Origin of the sequence: Aquicoccus porphyridii, assembly GCF_008369105.1 — a bacterium.
GTDB classification, from domain to species: domain Bacteria; phylum Pseudomonadota; class Alphaproteobacteria; order Rhodobacterales; family Rhodobacteraceae; genus Aquicoccus; species Aquicoccus porphyridii.
The window spans coordinates 25,577-46,840 of the sequence record NZ_VINQ01000020.1 but is presented as its reverse complement, the minus strand read 5'-3'; the positions used below and the strand labels follow the sequence as shown (position 1 = coordinate 46,840).

Sequence of the window (21,264 nt, the reverse complement as noted above, 5' to 3'; positions counted from 1 at the left end):
GCAGGCATGACGACAGGACTTGTGGCGAGCGGGGGCAACTCGTGCCCATTGAGCGAATTGCGCGAGACGGCCGAAAGGGCGGCGCACGGCATGATGATGCGCAGCCGGTCGGGCGAACGCGTGGCGCTGCTGTTGCGCAATGGCGTGGAGTTCGTCGCGGCAGCCGAGGCGACGCGCATGGCCGGACGGGTGCCAGTGCCAATCAACTGGCATTTCACCGCCACCGAAGTCGCCTATGTGCTGGAAGATTGTGGGGCGGATATCATCCTTGCCCATGCCGATATCCTGCATGCGCTCGGCGATGACTTTCTGGCGGGGTTGGGGCCCGGCAAGACCCTGGTCTGGGTTCCCACGCCCGACGACATGCAATCGGCGTTCGGCATCCCGCCCGACCGCGCCACGCCGCCGGAAGGGGTGACCACCTGGGACGACCTGTGCGGGGATGGGACGGCTGTGCCGCCGGTCCAGACCGGAGCCGCCTATCCGGTCATATACACCTCGGGCACAACCGGCCATCCCAAGGGCGTGCTACGGCTCGGACCCTCCTCGGGCCCTTCGCCCTACGGGACGGACAGCTTTTTCAAGCCCAGGGTACGGACGCTACTCTCGGCCCCATTGTATCATGCCGCGCCGAATCGCTTTGCCCAGATGACCCTGCGGGCCGACGGTGTTCTTGTCCTTGCCAGCCGGTTCGATGCGGAACGCACGCTGGCGCTCATCGACGAATGGAGGATCGACACAACCTTCCTCGTCCCGACGATGATGCGGCGAATCCTCCAATTGCCCCAAGAGGTGCGGGACCGATACGACACGTCCTCCCTGCGCCACGTCGTGACCGCAGGCGCACCCTGCCCACCCGAGGTCAAGCGGCAGTTGATCCACCTATGGGGGCCGGTCGTCTACGAATTCTACGGCTCGACCGAAACCGGCGCGATCACGCATTGCACCAGCGAGGACGCGCTGAGACGGCCGGGCACGGTCGGGCGAGCCCTGCCGAATGCCAGGCTCGCCATCCTGGACGAGGCGGGCCAGGCCTGCCCTCCCGGGACCACCGGAGAGATCTTCGGCGTGCGGCTGGACTACCCCGAGTTCACCTATCTCAATCGCCCCGGCGCGCGGGACGAGGTGATGCAGGACGGGATGATCACCGCCGGCGACATCGGCTATATCGACGAGGACGGGTATGTCTTCATCAATGACCGCAAGCGGGACATGATCATCTCGGGCGGTGTGAACATCTATCCGGCGCAGGTTGAGTCCGCGCTGCTTCAGCATGACAAGGTGGTCGATTGCGCCGTCTTCGGCATCCCCGATCCCGACCTGGGGGAAAAGGTTGCGGTGATTTACGAGACCACGGCCGAGAACCCGGCGAGCGAGGCGGATCTGGACGCGCATCTGTCACAACTGGTCGCGAAATACATGCTGCCAAAACTCTATGTCAGGACAGGTACCTTGCCGCGGGATCCGTCGGGCAAGCTTCAGAAGCGGCGCCTGCGCGCGCCCTATTGGGAAGGTGTGGACCGCTCGATCTGAACTGCCGGACCCTTCACCGCCGGATCGGTTGCTGGTTGATCCATTCGCTCACGTCGTCGGCATCCAGGGCCTCGGACAGATTGCGGCGCATCCTGTCCATCAGGCCGAGCAGGGTCTTGATCTCGTCCGCGGACATTCCCTTGAACGAGACGTCGTTGATCTCTTTCGCGACTTCCGACAGCAGTTCTCTGTTGGTTCGAACCGCATCCTTCAGCCAGACCTTCTTGGCCCGCCGGTCGTTTGGATCCTCGCCACGATAAACCAGACCCATCGCTTCCAGCCGGTCAACCATGCCGCTAACGGCCACGGTGCCGATCGAAAGCCTTTCCGCCAGTTCCTTCTGCGTCATCCCGTCCTTGTGCAGCAACCAGTTCAGCAGGAAGACCTGCGCCGAGGTCAGGTTATGCGGGGCAAGCCGCTTGTCGGAAAGCCTCAGGCGCTGGCGCGCGACCCGCTGAAAGATGAATCCCGGCTCGAGATCCTGTTGTTTCTGATCACTCATGTCGCTGTCACCAATTTCTGTTCTGTTGCACGATGTCTTGCCATATTGTCGGCCACACCGTCGATACCGGAGGTGAGCGCCTTCCGCATCATCCGCGTCCTGTCCTGTCTTTCGCCGCATCTCACCCCGTCCGCCCGGTGGCGCGTGCCAGCGTCCGGGCATCCAGACCGAGATCTCCCAGCACCTCATCCGTATCCGCCCCGGGAGCCCTGCCCGGAGGGGGCAAGGGCGTTTGGGCCCGGGCGAAGCGTGGTGCCGGCTGCGGTGCGCCGGCTGCGCCAAGGATTCCCCGCGCTTCGACCTGCGGACAGCCCGCCACTTCGGCCGGGCTGAGCACCGGCGCGAAACAGGCGTCCGTGCCGTTCAGAAGGCCGGTCCAGTGAGACTGGGGCTGGCCGAGAAATGTTTGGGTCAACCTCTGGCGCAAGGCGGGCCAGGTCGCGGGATCACTCCGGTCTCCGGCCTCCCTCTCGGGGATACCCAACAGATCCAGCAGCAAGATCCAGAACTTCTGCTCGACCGGGGCGATGGTGATCCATTCACCGTCGGCGCATTCATAGACCCCATACCAGGGCACACCGCCATCCAGCAGGTTGCTTTCGCGTGCATCCGTCCAGCGCCCTTGCGCCCTGCGCGAGGCCGTCATTGCCATCAGTGCGGCGGTGCCGTCGCAGATCGCGGCGTCGATGATATCGCCCTCGCCGGTGCGGGCGGCCCGGAGCAGGCCCGTCACCATGCCAAAGGCCAGGAACATGCCACCGCCCCCGAAGTCACCCAGCAGGTTCATCGCGAAAGCCGGAGGCCGGTCGGCAGGGCCGCTGGCCCACAGCGCCCCTGTGATCGCGATGTAGTTCAAATCATGCCCCGCCGCTTGTGCCAAAGGACCGGTCTGACCCCAACCGGTCATCCGGCCATAGACAAGCCGCGGGGCGCGGGCGAGGCAGGTCTCGGGGGCCAGTCCCAGCCGCTCCATTACGCCGGGGCGGAAGCCCTCGATCAAGCCGGCGGCGGTTTCGATCAACCGCAGAGCGGCCTCGATCCCTTCCGCAGATTTCAGGTCGAGTGTGACTGACTTACGTCCACGGGCAAGGAAGTCGAGATCCGGCTGGTCGACCCGGGCGCCGGGCCGGTCCACCCGGATGATCTCGGCGCCCATGTCGGCCAGCATCATCCCGGCAAATGGCCCGGGTCCGATGCCCGCGAACTCGACGATCCGCAGTCCGGCGAGGGGTGCTTCGGATGGGGCTGTCAAATGGTGCCCCCAACTGTCCTGCTTACTCCCGGGCACATCACACCGGGTCCCAGGTGAAGATGTCGCCCGACCGCTCGAGCGGGTAAAAGTCCGACTTCATCGCCGGCAGCGCATGATCGCGGACGGTTTCTGGCGTCCAGCCTTCGGACCGATGCGCAGACCGGATCGGGCGCGGTTGGCTGAACAGGAATATCTCGTTGTTGCGCACGCCGAAGATTTGCCCCGACACGTCGCAATCCGGGGCGGCCAGAGCCACGCAGAGCGGGGCGATCTTGGCCGGGGTCATCTCCTTAATCCGGGCGACGCGGGCCATTTCGGCCTCGGTCCTGGCGGGAATGGTCCCGATGAGTCGCGACCATGCAAAGGGCGCAATGCAGTTCGACCGCACGTTGAACCGCGCCATGTCCAGCGAAAGCGACTTTGACAGGCCCACGATGCCCATCTTGGCTGCGGCATAGTTTGCCTGTCCGAAGTTGCCGATCAGGCCGGAGGTGGACGTGAAGTTGATGAAACAGCCCGAAGCCTGCATCTTGAACTGCTGCGCCACGGCCTTGGCCATGTTGAAACTGCCCTTGAGATGGACGGCGATCACGCTGTCCCAATCCTCCTCGGTCATCTTGTGAAAGATCACGTCGCGCAGGATGCCGGCATTGTTCACGATCACATCTATGGCGCCGAACTCGTCCATTGCCTGTTCGTACATGCCCTTGGCGTCGGCGGCCTTGGCCACGTTGCCGAAGTTGGCGACGGCCTCGCCGCCCGTCGCCTTGATCTCGTCCACGACCTCCTGGGCCGGGGTGTTGTCGGCGCCGCCACCGTCGGCCGCCCCGCCAAGATCGTTGACGATCACTTTTCCACCATGGCTTGCCATCATCAGCGCGATATCCCGTCCGATCCCGCGACCCGCACCAGTGACAATGACGACTTTTCCATCCAGCATGAAACTGTTCCTTTCCATATCCGTTCGGAATCATATTTAATTCCCTTGCGTATTATTCACAAGCGAATTATATCAGCGGTGTGTTTGGCCCGCCTTCCAGGGCCAGAAGCCTAAGGGAGGGTCAGGCTCATGTTCACCCGCACGATTTTCTCGGAAGACCACGAAATATTCCGCAATCAGGTGCGACGCTTTGTGCAGACCGAAATCCTGCCCTATCACGCGCAATGGGAAAAGGACGGCCGTGTCAGCCGCGATGCCTGGCTGAAAGCGGGCGAGAATGGGTTGCTGTGCGCCATGGTCCCCGAAGCATATGGCGGCGCCGGCGCGGATTTCCTGTTCTCTATGGTGGTGATGGAAGAGCTTGCCGGGGCCGGGGCCATGGGGCCGGGCTTTACGTTGCATTCCGATATCGTCGCGCCTTACTTGGTCCATTATGGCTCCGAGGCACAGAAAGAGGCCTGGCTGCCCCGGATGGCGCGCGGCGAGATCATCGGCGCGATTGCCATGACCGAGCCTTCGGGCGGATCGGACGTGCAAAACATCAAGACGACGGCGATCCGAGATGGCGACGATTTCGTCATCAATGGTCAGAAGGTCTTTATCACCAATGGCGGGAATTGTGACCTGCTGATCCTTGCCTGCAAGACCGACCCGTCCAAGGGTGCCAAGGGCATCAGCCTGATCCTTGTCCCAGCCGACACCCCCGGTTTCCGAAAGGGCCGCCTTCTGGAAAAGGTCGGCTGGAAAGCGCAGGACACGGCCGAACTTTTTTTCGACGACGTGCGGATTCCCGCCACGAATCTTCTGGGCGTCGAAGGGCGCGGCTTCGTCCAGCTGATGGAGCAACTTCCACAGGAACGCCTGATGCAGGCGATCCGGGCGACCTCGGTCCTCGAATCCGCGCTTGAATGGACGGTGGACTATACCCGCGAACGCAAGGCCTTTGGCGGCAGCATCGCGGATTTTCAGAACACCCGGTTCCGGCTGGCCGAAGTGAAGACCCAGGTTGTGGTGATGCGGATTTTCACCGACCATTGCATGCAGATGCATATGAAGGGGGAACTCGATTCCGTCGATGCCGCCATGGCCAAGATGTTCACCGCCGAAACCCTCTGCGAATGCCTTGACGATTGCCTCCAGCTTTTCGGTGGCTACGGCTACATGTGGGAATATCCGATCGCCCGTGCCTGGGCCGATGCGCGCATGGGCCGGATCGCCGGCGGCACCGGAGAGATCATGCGAGAGATCATCGGCCGCCAGGTGACCGGGACGCGCTGATGATCCGGTTTCCCGACTACATCCGGAAGCACGCCTTTCAGCGACCGCAGGCCCGGGCGCTGCATTTCGAGGGGCGGGATTTCACCTGGGCCGACTTCAGTGACCGGCTTCACCGCATGGCCCGGGTTCTGCGTGACCTGGGCGTGGAGCCGGGCGACCGCGTGGCCTATCTCGGACACAACTCGCATTGGCTGGTGGAGCTCTACTTCGCGCCCTGCGCCATCGGGGGTGTGTTTGTTCCACTGAACTTCCGCCTCGCCGAGGAAGAGCTTGTCGCCGTTCTTGCGGATTGCACGCCCGAGATTCTGGTGGCGGACCGACACCATGCCGAACAGGGCGCGCGGTTGACCCGGTTGTGCCCGACGCTCAGGCACCTGGTCATCGCGGACTGGAATGACACCGGCACTCCCGATGGTGCGCTGCATCTCGACAGTCTGATCGCGGAGGGAACACGGCCTGCCGACGATGCCTTCGACGAGAGCGCCAGCGCTTCGGACGAAACCATGGCGCTGTTCTACACCTCGGGCACCACCGGCCAACCCAAGGGCGTGATGCTGTCGCATCAGAACCTCATGGTCAACGCCATGGGCACCGGGTCGGCCATGAACTTCGGCCCGGCGGATTCGATCCTGCTCTCCGGGCCGCTGTTTCACCTGGGAACCGGATCGCGAATCTACACCTCGGTCATCTACGGCATGGCAATGGTTGTGCAGGCCCGTTTCGAAGTCGTCGAGACGGCGCGTATGATCGCCGAGCAGAAGATTACGACCACCACTCTCGTGCCGACGATGCTGCGCATGTTGCTCGATCACCCGGACTTCCCGAAATTTGATTTCTCATCTCTGCGCCTACTGACCTATGGTGCAGCGCCGATGCCTCAGGCGCTGTTGGAAAACGCGATCGGCGAAATTCCGGGCCTCACCTTTTGCCAAAGCTATGGCATGACCGAGGCCTCGCCGGTTCTGTCCATGTTGCCGCCCGAGGACCACAAGCCCGGCAATCCGATGACCGGCAAGCTGGGTTCAGTGGGCACACCGCTGCCCCATTGCGACATACGGATCGTCGGTGAGGATGGACAATTCTTGCCCGCCACGCAGCGAGGCGAGATCATCGTGCGCGGGCCGCAGATCATGCGCGGCTACTGGAACCGGGCCGAGGAGACGGCGCAAGCCATGCGGGGCGGTTTTTATTACACCGGCGATGCGGGCTATCTCGACAGGGATGGGTATCTGTTTCTGGTCGGTCGAACCAAGGAGATGATCATCTCGGGTGGCGAGAACGTCTATCCGATCGAGACGGAGAACTGCCTGAGCAAGCATCCGGCGGTCGCGCAGGCGGCAGTGATCGGGCTGCCGCACAAGAAATGGGGAGAGACGGTCCATGCTGTCGTTGCGCTTCGCGAGGGGCAGAGCGCCGGGGCGGACGAGCTTATCGCTTTCTGCCGCGAGCGCATCGCCCATTTCAAGGCACCACGAAGCGTGACCTTCTGGAGTGAGGCGCTGCCGCTCTCGGCTACGAACAAGATCGACAAGGCGGCGATCCGCGCGGCGATAATGGCACGACACGGCGATTGACGCGGACATCACGCAAGCCCAAGCCCACCCGTTCCTGAAACAGGACGAGCGCGACGGGTTGATCCGCCGCGCCCTTGCCGTCGACCCGGTTACCCACCTACCAGCCGTCTTCCGTTGTCATCACCACGGTCGCCGCCGCGCTGAACATGCCACCGACACCATGGACGACGGAGAGCTTCGCCCCCTCGACCTGTCCCGGAGAGACGCCGCGCATCTGGCGGACCGCCTCTTGCAATGCATACATGCCATACATCCCCGAATGCATGTAGCTGAGCCCCCCGCCATTGGTGTTCAACGGCAACTTACCCCCGGGCCGGGTGTGACCCTCGGCTATAAAGGCGCCACCTTCGCCCCGACCGACAAAGCCCAGATCCTCCAGCCCGTAGACCGGAAGATGCGCGAAGGCATCGTAGATCATGAGGTGATCGACTTCCGCGTGGCTGATTCCGGCGCTGTCGAACGCCGCCTTGCCCGAAACGCGGAACGCCTTGGAGGACGAGAAGCTCTCCATCTGACTGATCATCGGACCCTCGATGCTTTCGCCCCCCGCCCCTCGCAGGTAGACGGGTTTCGTCGGAAAGTCCCTGGCCCGCTCGGCGCTTGTCAGGATCAACGCACCGCCGCCATCTGAGACAAGGCAACACATCAACTTGCGGAAAGGCCAGGCGATCATCTTGGAGGACAGCACGTCATCCACCGTAATCGGATCCCTCGCCGTGGCGCGGGGATGATATGCGGCCCATTCCCTCTGCACCACAGCAACCATGGCCAGTTGCTCAAGGGTCAGACCGTCATCCTTCATCTTGCGCAAGACAGGAAGCGTGAAACGCGAAGGCGGGATCAGCGGGCCATAGATCGACTCGAATTCCTGCTGCTGCATCGAGGGGAAGATCGGGCGGTGGTTACGGTTGTTCGACCGCCCGCTTTCCCCGTGGGTGATCAACACCGTGGTGCAAAGCCCCTGCCGGATCGCCGCAGCCGCATGGCGCACCAGCGTGATGAACGAACAGCCACCAACCGAGGTGCCATCATACCAGGTGGGCGTGATGCCGAGATATTGGCAGATCTCGGCCACATCGTGCCCGCCGGTAGCGACCCCGTCGATGTCGTCGGGTCTCAACCCGCAATCCGTTAGCGCATTCAGCGCGGCATCCGCGTGAAGGCCGGTCTGGCTGAGTTCGGGAACCTTGCCCATCCGGGTGGACTCGGCGGCACCGACGATGGCGATACTTGCACGACTCATGTGCCACCTCCTGCGGGCCTGAACTGGGGAACGGTCACGTCGCCACGACTCTCGAAGGTTACTTCCAACGCCATGTCGAGCACCAGCAACTCGGGCTCGGCGGGGCAGTCGACAATGTTCGTCACCATCTTCACCCCCTCTTCAAGCTGGACCACCGCGACCGTGAAGGGCGGCTCATATCCTGGGGCCGGCAGATGGCTGATAACATAGGAATATAGTCGGCCCTTGCCGGACGCCTCGATCACCGTGACATCACGTGACCCACAGGTCGGGCAGAACGGGCGCGGCGGAAAATAGGCCTTGTCGCAAGCCGGGCAGCTGTTCAACAACAACCTGCCCTGTCTCGCACCGTCCCAGTAGAACCGGGTTTCTGGATGGATCGTCGGAATTTGTCTTTGGTTCATCTGACCCTCCTCAGCCCAGCCGGGCCAGACCGTTGTTCAACACGATCACGTCGCGCTCCACGGCACGGGACCGGAACGAGACCTCGTCGCCACTTTGCCACATCTCGGTGCGGATCGTCTCGCCAGGGTAGACGGGTGACGAGAACCGCAGTTGCAGATGCTTCAGGGCCGTCGGATCGCCATCCGCCAGAACCGCCGTGATAGACCACGATGCGACGCCGAGCGTGGAAAGCCCGTGCAGTATGGGTTGATCGAACCCCGCTTCGCGGGCCACCTCGGGATCGGCGTGGAGCGGATTATTGTCCCCGCTCAAGCGGTAGATCAACGCCTGCCCCGACTGGGTCCTGTGCTCGAACACCGTTTTTGGGGGGCTCTCGGGCAGCTTGTGAACCGCCTTGACCGGCCCGGTCGGGCCACCGAAACCACCATCGCCCCTGGCAACGCTGGTTCCCGACACCGTCGCGATAAGCTGGCCGCTGGCCATGTCAGTCAGGCTGCGTTCGGAATAGATCAGGGCGCCTTTGTCGGCCCCTTTGTCGATTAGGCCGGTGATCTTTGTCTCGCCAACCAGCGTGCCTTCAGCTGGCAAGGGCGCGTGCAGGGTGAAACTCTGCTCGCCATGCAGGATCTTCTGCCACGTCAGCCCGGTATCGGACTCCATCGCCCAGAAACCAGGTCCGGCCAGCACATTGACCATCGAGGGAAGTGCGGCGAAGCCGGCTGCGCGCTCGTAGGTTGCGCGCAGATGGGCCGGATCCAGCGGATCGGCGCCAAGCCCGAGGCCCAGGGCGTAAAGGATCGTGTCGCGCGTCGTGTAACCCTGTTTGACCGGCTCGAAACGTCGTGCCAGCAACTTGTCGTAATCGATCACCCTTCCTCTCCCTTCGAATTTTTTGCCAGCATGTGGTCAAATATTGATACGCATGCGAATAATATGTATGCGAATACAATGTCAACGCTTTGTATGGATACCCGGTGAGCAGAGTCAGCGACGCACCCGCGCAGCCCGCCCGGCCCTGCGTCGGGTCGGACAGGCTTTCAGGCTAGGATGGATCGGGGCAGGAAGCCACCTTTGCAGCCAGTTCGTATCTGACGGGGCTTGCGTGCCAGCCTTCCGTCCGTTTCGACCAGAACAAGTCTTTCAACCTGGTCGAGATCGGCCCCGGCCGATCATTGTTCAGTCTCCTACCGTCGATCCGCGAGGCGGGCATCACCCCGCCAGCCGTCGTACAGGTGAAAATCTCATCGGCATTGCGGAATTCCTCGGCCGTGATGTCGCGAACCTCGCTCTTCAGCCCCAGTTCGTCACAAAGTTCGAGAACCGATTTCTGCGTGATCCCCTTTAACGCCCCACGCGCAGGGCACACCACCACGGAATCCCGGATACAGAACACGTTGAAACCGGGACCTTCGGTTATATTTCCATCGGAATCCAGCAGGACCGAGTAGTCCGCCCCTGCCGCCTTGGCTTCGAACATGCTTCTGGTCAGATCGCCCCAGTGGAAATTCTTCACCGTCGGATCGAAGCTTTCCGGCGGTATCCGCAAGACGCTGGAAATCATCAGGTGCATGCCGCGCTCGAACATCTCGTGGGTGGCGACAGACTGCCAAGGGATGGCGTGGCAGGACAAATAGCTGCGGCAGTTCGCAGGGTGCCGGGGCAGCCCCGGTTTGGGTGCGCCACGCAGGCATTCCATCGAAACATAGGCCGAGCGGAGGCCAGCAAGGGCCACCAGCCGGTGAAGGATCTCGATGATCTCGGCATCGCTTTCGGCGGGTTCCATATGCAAGGCTCGGATCGAGGCCCGGAACCGGGCAATGTGATCATCGAGCCGGAAAAAGTTCCCGTCCCAGACGCCAACCACGTCATAGGTGACGTCGGATCGCCGGTATCCGCCGTGAAGCACCGGTATAGCGGCCTGGATTACGGGCATGAAGGCCCCATCGATATAGGCGGCTCCGCTTTCGTATTCCGGCGCGGCGGGAATTGTCTTTTCAGGTGTTTGCATCTCGGACTCCGTCATCCCTGTCTTAGAAAGTTTCGGGCGACGCTGGCGATCCCGTCGGCGTCGAGTTGGTAATGCGCGTAAAGATGCGTCGGCGGCGCGATCAGCGCGAAGCTGTCCTTGATCCCATGCCGGTGCAGACGGACCGGCAAACCTTCATCGGCCAGAACCTCGGCCACAGCCGCGCCCAGACCTCCGACGACATTGTGTTCCTCGACGGTCATGAGACGGCCCGCTCTGGCGGCGGCATCGAGTACAGCGGCACGATCGAGTGGCTTGATGGTGGCCATGTCGATCACGCCGACCGAGATCCCTTCCGCTCCCAGGATCGCGGCGGCCTCGAGTGCCGGATGGACAGGCATTCCACAGGCGATGATGGACAGGTCACGACCCGCGCCGTGCCGCACCGCCCGGCCGAATTCGAAAGTGGTGTCGGGTCCGTAGATATCCGGCTCCTGCGATCGGCCGGTGCGGAAATAGATCGGCCGGTCGTGTTCGGCCGACGCCCGGATTGCCGCGCGCAGCTGGGGCCCGTCGGCCGGCGACACGATCGTCAGATCCGCGATCGAACGCATTGTTCCGATATCCTCGGTCGCGTGATGCGAGGTGCCGTAGAACCCCATCGAAATGCCCGTGTGATGACCGATCAGCCGGACGGGCTGTGCGCAATATGCAATGTCCATGCGGATTTGCTCGCAAGCCAGCAGCCCGAGGAAGGAGGCAAAGGTCGCCACGAAAGGCATCATCCCGGTGCTGGCCAGACCCGCGGCGGCCGAAACCATGTTCTGTTCGGATATACCGAACTGGATGTAGCGGTCGGGGTAGCGTCTCTCGAACTGGTAAAGCCCGTTCGAATATTTCAGGTCAGCCGAACCAGCGACGACGGGGTGCCCGTCCTCCATCAGGTCGATCAACCCATCGGACAGATGGGCCAACCCGGGATTGCGGTCGGTAAGGGCGCGATATTGCCAGGATTGGTCGGACAGCAGGCCGGACATGATCAGATCTCCGTTTCGATGATTTCACGGCGGGCCGCCTCGGCATCCTCGGGTGCGAGATAGCCCAGATGCCAGCCCGGCTCGGTCTCCATATACGAGACCCCCTTGCCCTTGCTGGTGTGCGCGACGATGCAACAGGGACGCTCGCGGTCCTTGTCCGCCCTGACGCGGCGCAGCAGCGCCGTCAACGCGGACGGGTCATGGCCATCGACCTCGTGCACCTCCCAGCCGAAGGCGCGCCACTTGTCGGCCAGCGGTTCGATGCTCATTTCACGGTCAACCTCGCCGTCCAGTTGGAACCCGTTGCGGTCCACAATCGCGACCAGCCGCGAAAGATGGTGATGCGCCGCACAGGTCGCGGCCTCCCAGACCTGACCTTCCTGCATCTCTCCGTCGCCGAGCATCACGAAGGTGGTGAAATCACGCCCCTGCATCCGTCCGCCAAAGGCCATGCCCACGCCATTCGACAGCGCATGGCCGATGGAGCCAGATGAGAAATCGACGCCCGGGACTTTCCTCATGTCTGGGTGATCGCCAAGCGGGCTGCCCAACCGGGTGTAGTTGTCCAGCAGCGCGGGATCGAGCCAGCCCTTGTCGGCATAGATCGGGAAAAGGCCGACAGCGGCATGCCCCTTGCCCATGAGGAACCTGTCGCGGTCTGGCCACTTCGGATCTGGCGAGAGCCGCATCACGTCGTAGTATAGAGCCGCAAAGATTTCGGCGGCCGAGAAGACCGAACTGTAGTGCCCTACCTTGGCGATCTCGATCAGGCGAATCGTCTCAAGCCGAACAAAGCGGGCCCGGTCGCGCAACCGGGCAAGAGTTTCTGCATCGGGTCTGAAATCATTGGGCAACGTCATGGCCGTGCCTGGCTCCTTCTTGTGTGGTGCGCTTTGCAATCCGTCGACAGAGAACCGATCCCGGCGGCTGCGACGGAGGAGTTCGAAGCTGCGATAGCCAAGAGGAAAGATATCAAGTTCATGCGAAAATCTTATTCGCAAAATTCACAAGGTCAAGGACATCCTCACCATTCTTCAGTATTTATTATATTTTCTCGAAAAATATCTTGTCAACTTATGCGAAATTGTTTTTCATTTAATGGAAGCGAGTACAGAACCCGCAGAACAGCGCATGAAAGGAACGGCAAGATGACGAAGAGCCCCGAAACCCGGGACGGCACGGCGGTTCCCGTCACGGGCCTCACGGCCAAGGCGGAGATCAGGAAGGACCGCTGGGGAATCACCCATATCCGCGCCGAAAGCCGGGACGACCTGTTCTTCGCGCAGGGTTACAACGTCGCGTCCGAACGACTTTGGCAGATCGACCTCTGGCGGAAGAAGGGGTTGGGTCTGCTGGCCGCGGACTTCGGCCCGGGCTTCCTGGCCCAGGATCACGCAACCCGGCATTTCGTCTATCGCGGCGACATCTCCCCTGAATGGGACTCCTACGCGCCCGATGCCGAAGCCATCTGCTCGGCCTTCATCCGCGGCATCAACGCCTATATCGACCGGGTTCTTGCCGGCGGCGCCCCGCTGCCCCCGGAGTTCGAGCTGTTCGGCACCAAGCCGTCGCACTGGCATCCCGAAGACGTCGTCCGCCCCCGCACCCATTGCCTGATCCGCAATGCGATCTCCGAGGTCCAGCGCGCCTACACGCTCAGCCGGTCCGGCAAGCGCGCCGAGGCGTTGCGCAAGCATCTCGAACCACCCGTCACGCCGACCACGGCCGAGGACCTGGACCTGGGCTCCATCCCGCTGGACCTGGTCCAGCGCTACCAGCTCGCCGTCGCACCGCCGACCTTCACGCCGGACAGGCTTTCGGCCACGATGGACGATGCCTGGAAATGGCGAACGACCAGCGCGGCCGGGGACGTGACGCAGGCCACCGATAGCGAGGGATCGAACAACTGGGCGATCGCGCCCGCACTGACCGAGACGGGGCGGCCAATCCTTGCCAGCGATCCGCACCGGGTCCACGGCGTGCCATCGCTGCGCTACATGGTGCACCTGACCGCGCCCGGGATAGACGTGATCGGCGCCGGCGACCCGGCCGCGCCGGGCATCATCATCGGCCACAGCGATTTTGCCGCCTTTTGCCTGACGACCTACGGCGCCGATCAACAGGACGTCTATGTCTACGACCTCGATCCCGACGACCCTCTCTCTTACCGATATGGTGACGGATGGGAACGGATGGAGGTGGTCGACGAGGTCTTCGAAGTGAAGGGGCACGCGCCGGTCACTCTGCCTCTGCATTTCACGCGCCACGGACCGGTCATGCTGGAAGAACCGGACAACAACCGCGCCTATGCAATCCGGTCGGTCTGGTCCGACGCAGGGACATCGGCCTACATGGCCTCGCTCTCGGTCATGCGTGCCCGCAGTGTCGAGGAATACCGCAACGCCCTCGTCGGCTGGGGCGCACCGACGATGAACCACATGTGGGCGGATATCGACGGCAACATCGTGTGGCAATCGGTGGGCTGGAGTCCGATCCGCCCGAATTGGGAGGGGCTTCTGCCCATCCCGGGCGATGGCCGCTACGAATGGGACGGGTACATCTCGCCGCTGGAAATGCCGCACAGCATCAACCCCGCGAACGGCATGCTCTATTCCGCAAACGAGATGAATCTCACCGACGAATGGCAGCGCACCGGAATCCCGATTGGCAACGAATGGATCGACGGAAGCCGGGCGCAGCGGGTGCAGGAAGTGCTCTATTCCCGCGACCGACATACGCTGGCCGAGTCTCAGGCCCTGCAATCGGATCTGACCTCGATCCCTGCCCGGCGGCTTCAGGCCATCCTGAAAGAAACGGCGCTGGACGGTGTCGCGGCACGGGCGGCCGACCACATCCTCGGCTGGGATTGCTGGCTGTCGGCAGAAAGCTCGTCCGGCGCCCTTTTCGAGCTGTGGTTCATGGCGCACTTGATCCCCGCACTTTATGAGGCGGTGACCGAAGGCGAGCCGGTGCCGCCCGCCCTTCGCATAAGCGACGTGCAATCGGCGCTGGACGCCATGGAGCGCCCTGAAGCCTGGTGCGACGGTGATCCGATAGCGTTCCGGAAGGCAGTCATCGCCAGCACGCTCGAGTCCGCATGGGGCGACATGGTTTCCCGAATGGGCAGCGATCCTGCCGACTGGCAATGGGGCAAGATCCACAAGCTGACGATGAAGCACGCGATCAGCACCGCCTTTCCTGATCAGGCCGGGCGATTCGATATCGGTCCGATCCCCTTGGGCGGAAGCGGTTCGACCCCGGCCAATGCCATCTATCGCAGCGATTTCTCGGTGTTGACGGGGGCCGCCGTCCGGATCGTGTTTGATGTGGGAAACTGGGACGGTTGCAGGTTCATCAACCTGCCCGGTCAGTCCGGCGATCCCGAAAGCACCGGCTACCGGGAGTTCGTCGAAACTTGGGCCGACTACGGCTATCTGCCGATGGTCTTCAGCCGCGACGCAGTGGACGAGGCCACAATCGTTCTGACCGAGATCACCCCGGCCTGACTGCGGCGGAGGCCTTGCCTGGTACAAATGCGAACGCGGGCTCGGGCCCGCGTTTTTCAATCGTAGAGGTGACACCGGACTCTCGCTCCGTTCGGCATCTCGCGTTGCGCGGGCGCCGAGGCCGAACATTCCGGCATCGCGTGGCGGCAGCGGGGGTGGAACCGGCACCCGCTCGGCGGATCCAGTGGCGAGGGCAGATCGCCCTTGGGCGGGCGAACACGCTCGGACCTGTCGGACACCCGCCTGCGCGGCACCGACGCCAGCAATTCCTGGGTGTAGGGGTGTTGCGGATTCCGCAGCACCGCACGAGTTTCACCAGTCTCGACGATCTCGCCCAGATACATCACCGCGATCCGGGTCGAGATATGCGCCACCACGCTCAGATCGTGCGAGATGAAGAGATAGGCGATACCCAGTTGTCCGTGGATCTTGCGCATCAGGTTAAGAATCTGCGCCTGGATCGACACATCGAGCGCCGAGACAGGCTCATCTGCCACGATCAGCTTGGGATCGGCTGCCAAAGCCCGCGCGATGCCCACGCGCTGTCTCTGCCCGCCCGAAAGCTCATGCGGGAACCGGTCCATCTGATCCGGCCGCAAGCCGACCAGCGAGAACAGTTCCTCCACCCTGCCTCGCGCGGCGCTCTTCGGCATCAGCCTGAACCCGAAGATCGGCTCGGCCACCGATTCCCAGACCCTGAGCCGCGGGTTCAGCGAAGCATAGGGGTCCTGGAAGATCATCTGGATTTCGCGCCGCAGGTCCGTCACGCGCTGACTGCGTCCGACCATTTCGGTTCCGCGATAACGGATCGTTCCGGCGGTTGGCTTCTCCAGTCCGGTGACCATCCGTCCGACCGTCGTCTTGCCACAACCCGATTCCCCGATCAGCGCAAAGGTTTCGCCCGGACGGACATTCAGCGAAATTTCGTTGACCGCCGACAACTTGCGGGCCCGGGCAAACAACCCGCGCCGAACGGTGAACTGCTTGACCAGATCGTCGATTTGCAACAGCGGCGCCTCGGCACGCTGGTCGTCGTCATCCGCAGGCGGCGGCGCGGTTTCGGGATTGATCGGCTTGTTCATTTCGCCCCCTTTTCGAACGGAACGGGATTCCAGCAGGCCACCATGTGCCCATCTCCCCAGTCGGTTTCCGGCGGGACCGTCGTGTCGCATCTTTGCTCGGCCCGGTCACAGCGGCGGGCAAAGGGACAGCCACGCGGCCGCTCGGTCAGTCTGGGCACGATACCGGGTATCTCGGGGATGCGGGGAACCTCGTCATCGGGCGCGCGCAGGATCGCCTCGATATCCGGCGCGGAGCGCATCAGGTTCGCGGTATAAGGGTGCAACGGTGCGCTCAGAAGCTGCCCGGTTTCCGCGCTTTCCACCACGCGGCCCGCATAGATTACCGCTGTCCTGTCCGCGACCTCGGCCACCACGCCCAGGTCGTGGGTGATCAGCATGATCGCGCTGCCGGTCTCCTCCCTTAGGTCTTCCAGCAGGCGGAGGATCTGCGCCTGGATGGTGACATCGAGCGCGGTCGTCGGCTCGTCCGCGATAAGCAGCCGGGGGCGGCAGGCGATCGCCATTGCGATCACCACCCGCTGGCGCATCCCGCCGGACAGTTGATGCGGGTACTCGTCGATGCGCCGGTCCGGATCGGGAATCCGGGTGGCTTTGAGCAGGTCGAGCACCCTTGCTCGGACCGCCCCTCGACCGAGCTTCTCGTGCCGAACCAGAATCTCGCCGATCTGATCGCCGATGGTCATCATCGGGTTCAGGGCCGTCATCGGATCCTGAAAGATCATGCCGATCTCCCGTCCCCTCAACTGTCGCCACTGTTCGTCCTCCAGGCCGATCACGTCGCGCCCGTCGAACCGGATCGACCCGGTCATCTCGCGCAGCGCATCGCCCGGAACCAGCCCCATCGCGGCCATGGCCGTTACGCTCTTGCCGCAGCCGGATTCACCCACCAGCGCGACGATCTCGCCCGGCATTATCCTCAGGCTGACCCCGTTCAGAGCGAAAACATCGCCGTCGCTCCCCTTGAAGACACAGGTCAGGCCCTCGACCTCCATCACTGGCCCAGCGTCATCGCGGCGCTCCTTCACGATTGTCAGCATTCTGGTCATTCCCATTTCATTCTCGGGTCGAGCAGGTCGCGCAGGGCGTCGCCGACCATGTTGATCGACAGAACGAGCACCGACAGGATGACGGCCGGGAACAGCACCATATGGGGGTAGATCTGAAAATAGAGCCGCCCTTCGGCGATGATATTGCCCCAGGACGGCACGGTCGGCGGCAGGCCAAGGCCGAGAAAACTCAGCACCGCCTCAACGATGATAGCGGAGGCGAAAACATAGGTCCCCTTCACGGCAAGCGCGCCGAAGGTTCCGGGCAGAAGATGTTTCAGCATGATCTTCACATGCCCGATCCCCGCCAGCCGCGCCGCATCGACATGCAAGGCCCCGCGCGTCGACATGACGATCGATCGCACCAGCCTCGCGGTTCGTGGCGAATCCGCGATGGCGATGGCAACGATCACGTTGAAAAGCGACGGCCGGCTGATCGCCATCAACGCGATAGCCAAGAGAATCGCCGGGATTGCCATCAGCCCGTCAATGATCCGCATCAGGACCCAGTCGAGCACGCGAAAATAGCCCGAAAGCAATCCGATCACAGTGCCCAGCAGCAGCGTCGCCACCGTCGCGCCGAAACCCACGATGATCGAGGACCGCGTACCCACCACCACCCGGCTTAACACGTCGCGGCCGTGCTGGTCGGTGCCGAACCAATGTGCGGTACTCGGCCCTTGCAGCCGGTCGATGGAATTCGCAGCAGACGGGGGATAGGGGGCAATGAGATCGGCAAAGATAGCGACCAGGACGAACAGGATCAGGATGACCAGGCCGATGGCGGCGGCCCTGTTGTGTCTCAGCATTCGCTGGGTCTGGGTCAGGGATAGCATGGAGTTCATGTGCGAAGCCTCGGGTCGATCAGCATATAGAGGATGTCGGTGATCAGGTTGATCAGCACGTAGGCCAAGGCGAAAAGCAGGATCAGCGCCTGTACCATCGGATAGTCTCGGGACAGGACGGACTCGACCAGCAGTCGGCCCAGGCCGGGTATGCCGAAGACGCTTTCCGTGACCACCACCCCGCCCAGAAGGTTCGCGATTCCGACACCGATGGTGGTAACGATCGGAAGCGAGGCGTTGCGCAGCGAATGCACCCAGACGATGCGCGACGGGCGCAGCCCCTTGGCCCGGGCCGTTCGGACGAAGTCTCCGGACATGACTTCGATCATTGAGGCCCGGGTGATCCGGGCAATCAGCGCCACGAACACGAGCGATAGAGAAAGTGCCGGCAGGGTAATCGAACGGACAAAACCGAGAAGGTTCTCTCCGGGCGGGACGAACCCCTGGACCGGAAACCATTTTAGCTTGACCGAGAAGGCGAAGATCAACAGGTACCCGACCACGAAGATGGGCACCGAGAAGCCAAGGGTAGACATGGCCATGATGATCCTGTCCATGCGACTCCCGCGCCAATAGGCTGCCGCGACACCCGCCGGGACGGCCAGCGCCGTCGAGATGATCACCGTCGCGCAGGCCAGCCACAAGGTAGCCCCAAGCCGCTGTGCGATCACGGTCCCGACCGGCAACTGCGAATAAATCGACGTCCCGAGGTCGCCGGACAGCACATGCGCCACCCAGGTGGCGAAACGCACGAAGAACGGCTGATCGAGGCCAAGCTGTTCCCTGAGCGCGGCGATATCGTTCTCCGTCGCCATTTCGCCTGCGATGAGCTGGGCCGGATCGCCGGGCGTCAGGTAGAGCAACGAGAAGACGACGAGCGAAACGACAGCCATCACCGGGATGGTCAGGAATATCCGCCCCAGAAGAAATGTCAGCATCGTGACCCCACCTCCCACCCTGGCCCCGAGGCATGCGAATCACGGATGGCACGGGAGGCCATCGCACCGCCCAACCTGCCGAGACTGCGACCGGCGGCGCCATATCTATTCGCGTGCGAGTTTGAGTTTCGCATTAACTAACACTCCTGCTGAAGGACACTTCTATCAGGTCTAAATATCGTATTTTCATGTTCAAAATGCATGTAAATTCCCTGATGTCAATTTGCGAAATAGATTTTTGCATGATAGAGTTCCGTATCTTTCAGACATGGAAGAGCAGGAACCATCAGGGAGTTCGAAATGAACGAAATCACACCAAGCTCGCTCCGCGAAGGGGCACCACAGACACGACGCGCGCGTGCCGGGCTTGCCCGGGCCGCGCTCCTTTCGGCGGGTATCACCATTGCCGTCGGCCTCGGAGTCGTCACGGCATCGGCGCAGGATACCAAGGTTGTGCGCTATGTCGGTTTTTCCGAACCCAAAACGCTGGACCCCGTGGCCAACTGGCTCGCGGTGACATTCGAGCACGGCTACATGGTCTACGACACCCTGTTCGCGCGCGATTCCCAAGGTCGGCCGCAACCGCAGATGGTCGAAACATGGGAGGTCTCGGACGACAAGGCACACTACACTTTCACATTGCGCGACGGCCTGACATTCCATGACGGTTCGCCCGTCGAAGCAGCCGATGCTGTCGCCTCGATCGAACGCTGGGCCCAGAAGGACAGCGCCGGCAAGAAGCTGGTCGAGTTCGGCATGAAGACCACAGTGATCGACGCAAAGACCTTCGAGGTTACTCTCGATACCCCCGCGCTCTGGTTGCTGAACGCCTTCGCCAAACCTACGACCGGCCCCCTGTTCGTCTTCCGCGAGGAAGAAGCCCGAAAGTTCAAGGCCACCGAGCCGGTGGATACAATCATCGGATCGGGCCCGTTCAAGTTCCTGCCCGAGGAGCATCGCCCCGGCTCCAAGCTGGTCTATGCCAAGAACGAGGATTACGTGCCGCGGGACGAACCGGCCGACTATCTGTCCGGTGGCAAGAAGGTGCATATCGACCGTGTCGAATGGATTGTCTTGCCCGATGCGAGTTCCGCCATCAATGCGCTGGTGGCGGGTGAGGTCGACATTGTCCAACGGCCCTCGCTCGACCTTCTGCCGATACTCGAAGCCAGCCCGGATGTCGGGCTTCAGGTGAACGACGAACAAGGCATGATTGGCTTTCTCCGGATGAATCACACTCAGCGTGACATGGACAGCCAGGCCGCCCGCCGGGCGGTGGCTCTCGCCATTGATCAGAAGGACTTCCTGCGCTCGGTGGCCGGCGTGAGCGGCGAGTTTTGGTCCGAATGCTACAGTTTCTTCGGCTGCGGCGGACGGCTGGAATCCACCGCGGGCATGGAAGACCTGATGACCCCCGATCCCGAAAAGGCCAAAGCGCTGATGAAAGAGGCCGGATTCACCGGCGAGCCGATCGCGGTGCTGGGCGCGTCGGACAGTACAGTCCTCAAGGAATTCGCGGTCGTTCTGGCTGAAAACATGCAATCCGTGGGGATGAATGTCGATCTTCGGATGTCGGACATCGCGTCGATGCTGGGTTCGCTCTCCAACCGTGACGCGCCGGAAGGCGGCGGCTGGAGTGTTTTCCCGATGACCGCGATGGCGTTCACCTTCGACGATCCGATCGGCAACTTCTGGCTGCAATCCAAGTGTGAGGAGAACCCCTTCAAAGGTTGGCCCTGCAACGCGCATATGGAGGAGCTGCTCGCGGCATGGGCGCGCGAGACTGACGAGGAGAAGGCGATGGAAATCACGCGCCAAATCCAGAAAGCCGCCGCCGAGGATCTGCCGATCGTGCCGCTCGGCCAGTTCCGCTATCCCGTCGCACACCGGACATCGGTTAGCGGGATGCTCAAGGCGCCGATGTCCGTGTTTTGGAACATCGATCAGCAGATGTAGGACATTACGCGGCGCGGGCCGAGAAACCGCGCCGCGTCGCCCTTCGCGGGATTGACCGACCCGGCGCCGCCCTCTCCTGCGGCGCCGGGTCTCTTGTTTTGCTGCTCGGTCGTGGCCTTCTTCGAATCGGCCCATGGCCGAGGGGTGGCAGCCTTCCCCGG

The 21,264-nt window shown here is 62.6% G+C and carries 18 protein-coding genes; 5 read left to right on the top strand and 13 right to left on the bottom strand.

Annotation, left to right across the window (positions count from 1 at the left end; translation table 11 throughout):
• The first annotated feature begins 6 nt into the window (after positions 1-6).
• Positions 7-1,533, top strand: coding sequence for an AMP-binding protein (locus tag FLO80_RS18860; RefSeq protein WP_188078344.1), 1,527 nt, complete (start codon positions 7-9; stop codon positions 1,531-1,533).
• Positions 1,534-1,546: 13 nt separating this feature from the next.
• On the opposite strand, the gene FLO80_RS18855 is transcribed toward FLO80_RS18860, so the two are convergent.
• From FLO80_RS18855 to FLO80_RS18845, 3 genes are read right to left on the bottom strand one after another with little or no spacing between them, the layout of a single operon-like run.
• Positions 1,547-2,197, bottom strand: a complete 651-nt coding sequence (locus FLO80_RS18855; RefSeq protein WP_188078343.1) for a MarR family winged helix-turn-helix transcriptional regulator — start codon at positions 2,195-2,197, stop codon at positions 1,547-1,549.
• A complete protein-coding gene (locus FLO80_RS18850; protein WP_111368899.1) occupies positions 2,157-3,287 on the bottom strand; it encodes a CaiB/BaiF CoA transferase family protein in 1,131 nt (376 codons plus the stop codon). The genes FLO80_RS18855 and FLO80_RS18850 overlap by 41 nt, the downstream gene beginning before the upstream one ends.
• A 37-nt stretch (positions 3,288-3,324) precedes the next feature.
• A complete protein-coding gene (locus FLO80_RS18845; protein ID WP_111368901.1) occupies positions 3,325-4,227 on the bottom strand; it encodes an SDR family NAD(P)-dependent oxidoreductase in 903 nt (300 codons plus the stop codon).
• A 129-nt stretch (positions 4,228-4,356) separates the two neighbouring features.
• Here FLO80_RS18845 and FLO80_RS18840 point away from each other — a divergent pair, with 129 nt between their 5' ends.
• Positions 4,357-5,505: an acyl-CoA dehydrogenase family protein gene (locus FLO80_RS18840; RefSeq protein WP_111368904.1), complete on the top strand. Its 1,149-nt coding sequence runs from the start codon at positions 4,357-4,359 to the stop codon at positions 5,503-5,505.
• Positions 5,505-7,079 (top strand): long-chain-fatty-acid--CoA ligase, encoded by a 1,575-nt coding sequence (locus FLO80_RS18835; protein WP_111368906.1) that lies wholly within the window; start codon positions 5,505-5,507, stop codon positions 7,077-7,079. Before FLO80_RS18840 ends, FLO80_RS18835 begins: the two co-directional genes overlap by 1 nt.
• Positions 7,080-7,176: 97 nt before the next feature.
• On the opposite strand, the gene FLO80_RS18830 is transcribed toward FLO80_RS18835, so the two are convergent.
• The 6 genes from FLO80_RS18830 to FLO80_RS18805 all read right to left on the bottom strand — a co-directional run bounded on the left by FLO80_RS18830 (position 7,177) and on the right by FLO80_RS18805 (position 12,590).
• Positions 7,177-8,322 (bottom strand): thiolase C-terminal domain-containing protein, encoded by a 1,146-nt coding sequence (locus FLO80_RS18830; RefSeq protein WP_111368909.1) that lies wholly within the window; start codon positions 8,320-8,322, stop codon positions 7,177-7,179.
• The gene (locus FLO80_RS18825) at positions 8,319-8,726 is read right to left on the bottom strand and encodes a Zn-ribbon domain-containing OB-fold protein (RefSeq protein ID WP_111368912.1); all 408 of its coding nucleotides are present in this window, start codon (positions 8,724-8,726) and stop codon (positions 8,319-8,321) included. Before FLO80_RS18825 ends, FLO80_RS18830 begins: the two co-directional genes overlap by 4 nt.
• A gap of 10 nt (positions 8,727-8,736) precedes the next feature.
• Positions 8,737-9,597 (bottom strand): MaoC/PaaZ C-terminal domain-containing protein, encoded by an 861-nt coding sequence (locus FLO80_RS18820; protein ID WP_111368914.1) that lies wholly within the window; start codon positions 9,595-9,597, stop codon positions 8,737-8,739.
• Between the two features lie 172 nt (positions 9,598-9,769).
• Complete coding sequence (locus FLO80_RS18815) at positions 9,770-10,735, bottom strand: aminotransferase class IV (RefSeq protein ID WP_111368972.1); 966 nt, start codon at positions 10,733-10,735, stop codon at positions 9,770-9,772.
• A gap of 11 nt (positions 10,736-10,746) precedes the next feature.
• The gene (locus tag FLO80_RS18810; RefSeq protein WP_111368917.1) at positions 10,747-11,730 is read right to left on the bottom strand and encodes a transketolase family protein; all 984 of its coding nucleotides are present in this window, start codon (positions 11,728-11,730) and stop codon (positions 10,747-10,749) included.
• Positions 11,731-11,732: 2 nt separating this feature from the next.
• Positions 11,733-12,590 carry a transketolase gene (locus FLO80_RS18805; RefSeq protein WP_111368919.1) on the bottom strand — a complete coding sequence of 286 codons (858 nt, stop codon included), beginning with the start codon at positions 12,588-12,590 and terminating at the stop codon, positions 11,733-11,735.
• Between the two features lie 288 nt (positions 12,591-12,878).
• Here FLO80_RS18805 and FLO80_RS18800 point away from each other — a divergent pair, with 288 nt between their 5' ends.
• Positions 12,879-15,236, top strand: a complete 2,358-nt coding sequence (locus tag FLO80_RS18800; protein ID WP_111368921.1) for a penicillin acylase family protein — start codon at positions 12,879-12,881, stop codon at positions 15,234-15,236.
• Between the two features lie 56 nt (positions 15,237-15,292).
• On the opposite strand, the gene FLO80_RS18795 is transcribed toward FLO80_RS18800, so the two are convergent.
• The 4 genes from FLO80_RS18795 to FLO80_RS18780 are packed head-to-tail and all read right to left on the bottom strand — an operon-like array spanning position 15,293 to position 19,147.
• A complete protein-coding gene (locus FLO80_RS18795; protein WP_111368923.1) occupies positions 15,293-16,318 on the bottom strand; it encodes an ABC transporter ATP-binding protein in 1,026 nt (341 codons plus the stop codon).
• Positions 16,315-17,355 carry an ABC transporter ATP-binding protein gene (locus FLO80_RS18790; protein ID WP_111368974.1) on the bottom strand — a complete coding sequence of 347 codons (1,041 nt, stop codon included), beginning with the start codon at positions 17,353-17,355 and terminating at the stop codon, positions 16,315-16,317. The genes FLO80_RS18795 and FLO80_RS18790 overlap by 4 nt, the downstream gene beginning before the upstream one ends.
• A 5-nt stretch (positions 17,356-17,360) precedes the next feature.
• Positions 17,361-18,173 (bottom strand): ABC transporter permease, encoded by an 813-nt coding sequence (locus FLO80_RS18785; RefSeq protein ID WP_246156734.1) that lies wholly within the window; start codon positions 18,171-18,173, stop codon positions 17,361-17,363.
• A 32-nt stretch (positions 18,174-18,205) separates the two neighbouring features.
• On the bottom strand, positions 18,206-19,147 hold the full coding sequence (locus FLO80_RS18780; protein ID WP_111368929.1) for an ABC transporter permease: 942 nt from the start codon (positions 19,145-19,147) through the stop codon (positions 18,206-18,208).
• A gap of 300 nt (positions 19,148-19,447) precedes the next feature.
• Here FLO80_RS18780 and FLO80_RS18775 point away from each other — a divergent pair, with 300 nt between their 5' ends.
• Complete coding sequence (locus tag FLO80_RS18775; RefSeq protein ID WP_111368931.1) at positions 19,448-21,103, top strand: ABC transporter substrate-binding protein; 1,656 nt, start codon at positions 19,448-19,450, stop codon at positions 21,101-21,103.
• The last annotated feature ends 161 nt before the right edge of the window (positions 21,104-21,264 follow it).

Bases quoted from the DNA above. Each gene is read 5' to 3' on its own strand.
- FLO80_RS18805 (WP_111368919.1), bottom strand. From the start codon at position 12,590: ATGACGTTGCCCAATGATTTCAGACCCGATGCAGAAACTCTTGCCCGG.
- FLO80_RS18780 (WP_111368929.1), bottom strand. From the start codon at position 19,147: ATGCTGACATTTCTTCTGGGGCGGATATTCCTGACCATCCCGGTGATG.
- FLO80_RS18790 (WP_111368974.1), bottom strand. From the start codon at position 17,355: ATGCTGACAATCGTGAAGGAGCGCCGCGATGACGCTGGGCCAGTGATG.
- FLO80_RS18835 (WP_111368906.1), top strand. From the start codon at position 5,505: ATGATCCGGTTTCCCGACTACATCCGGAAGCACGCCTTTCAGCGACCG.
- FLO80_RS18855 (WP_188078343.1), bottom strand. From the start codon at position 2,197: ATGCCCGGACGCTGGCACGCGCCACCGGGCGGACGGGGTGAGATGCGG.
- FLO80_RS18840 (WP_111368904.1), top strand. From the start codon at position 4,357: ATGTTCACCCGCACGATTTTCTCGGAAGACCACGAAATATTCCGCAAT.
- FLO80_RS18860 (WP_188078344.1), top strand. From the start codon at position 7: ATGACGACAGGACTTGTGGCGAGCGGGGGCAACTCGTGCCCATTGAGC.
- FLO80_RS18845 (WP_111368901.1), bottom strand. From the start codon at position 4,227: ATGCTGGATGGAAAAGTCGTCATTGTCACTGGTGCGGGTCGCGGGATC.
- FLO80_RS18785 (WP_246156734.1), bottom strand. From the start codon at position 18,173: ATGCTGAGACACAACAGGGCCGCCGCCATCGGCCTGGTCATCCTGATC.
- FLO80_RS18825 (WP_111368912.1), bottom strand. From the start codon at position 8,726: ATGAACCAAAGACAAATTCCGACGATCCATCCAGAAACCCGGTTCTAC.
- FLO80_RS18795 (WP_111368923.1), bottom strand. From the start codon at position 16,318: ATGAACAAGCCGATCAATCCCGAAACCGCGCCGCCGCCTGCGGATGAC.
- FLO80_RS18775 (WP_111368931.1), top strand. From the start codon at position 19,448: ATGAACGAAATCACACCAAGCTCGCTCCGCGAAGGGGCACCACAGACA.
- FLO80_RS18810 (WP_111368917.1), bottom strand. From the start codon at position 11,730: ATGTCCGGCCTGCTGTCCGACCAATCCTGGCAATATCGCGCCCTTACC.
- FLO80_RS18815 (WP_111368972.1), bottom strand. From the start codon at position 10,735: ATGCAAACACCTGAAAAGACAATTCCCGCCGCGCCGGAATACGAAAGC.
- FLO80_RS18830 (WP_111368909.1), bottom strand. From the start codon at position 8,322: ATGAGTCGTGCAAGTATCGCCATCGTCGGTGCCGCCGAGTCCACCCGG.
- FLO80_RS18800 (WP_111368921.1), top strand. From the start codon at position 12,879: ATGACGAAGAGCCCCGAAACCCGGGACGGCACGGCGGTTCCCGTCACG.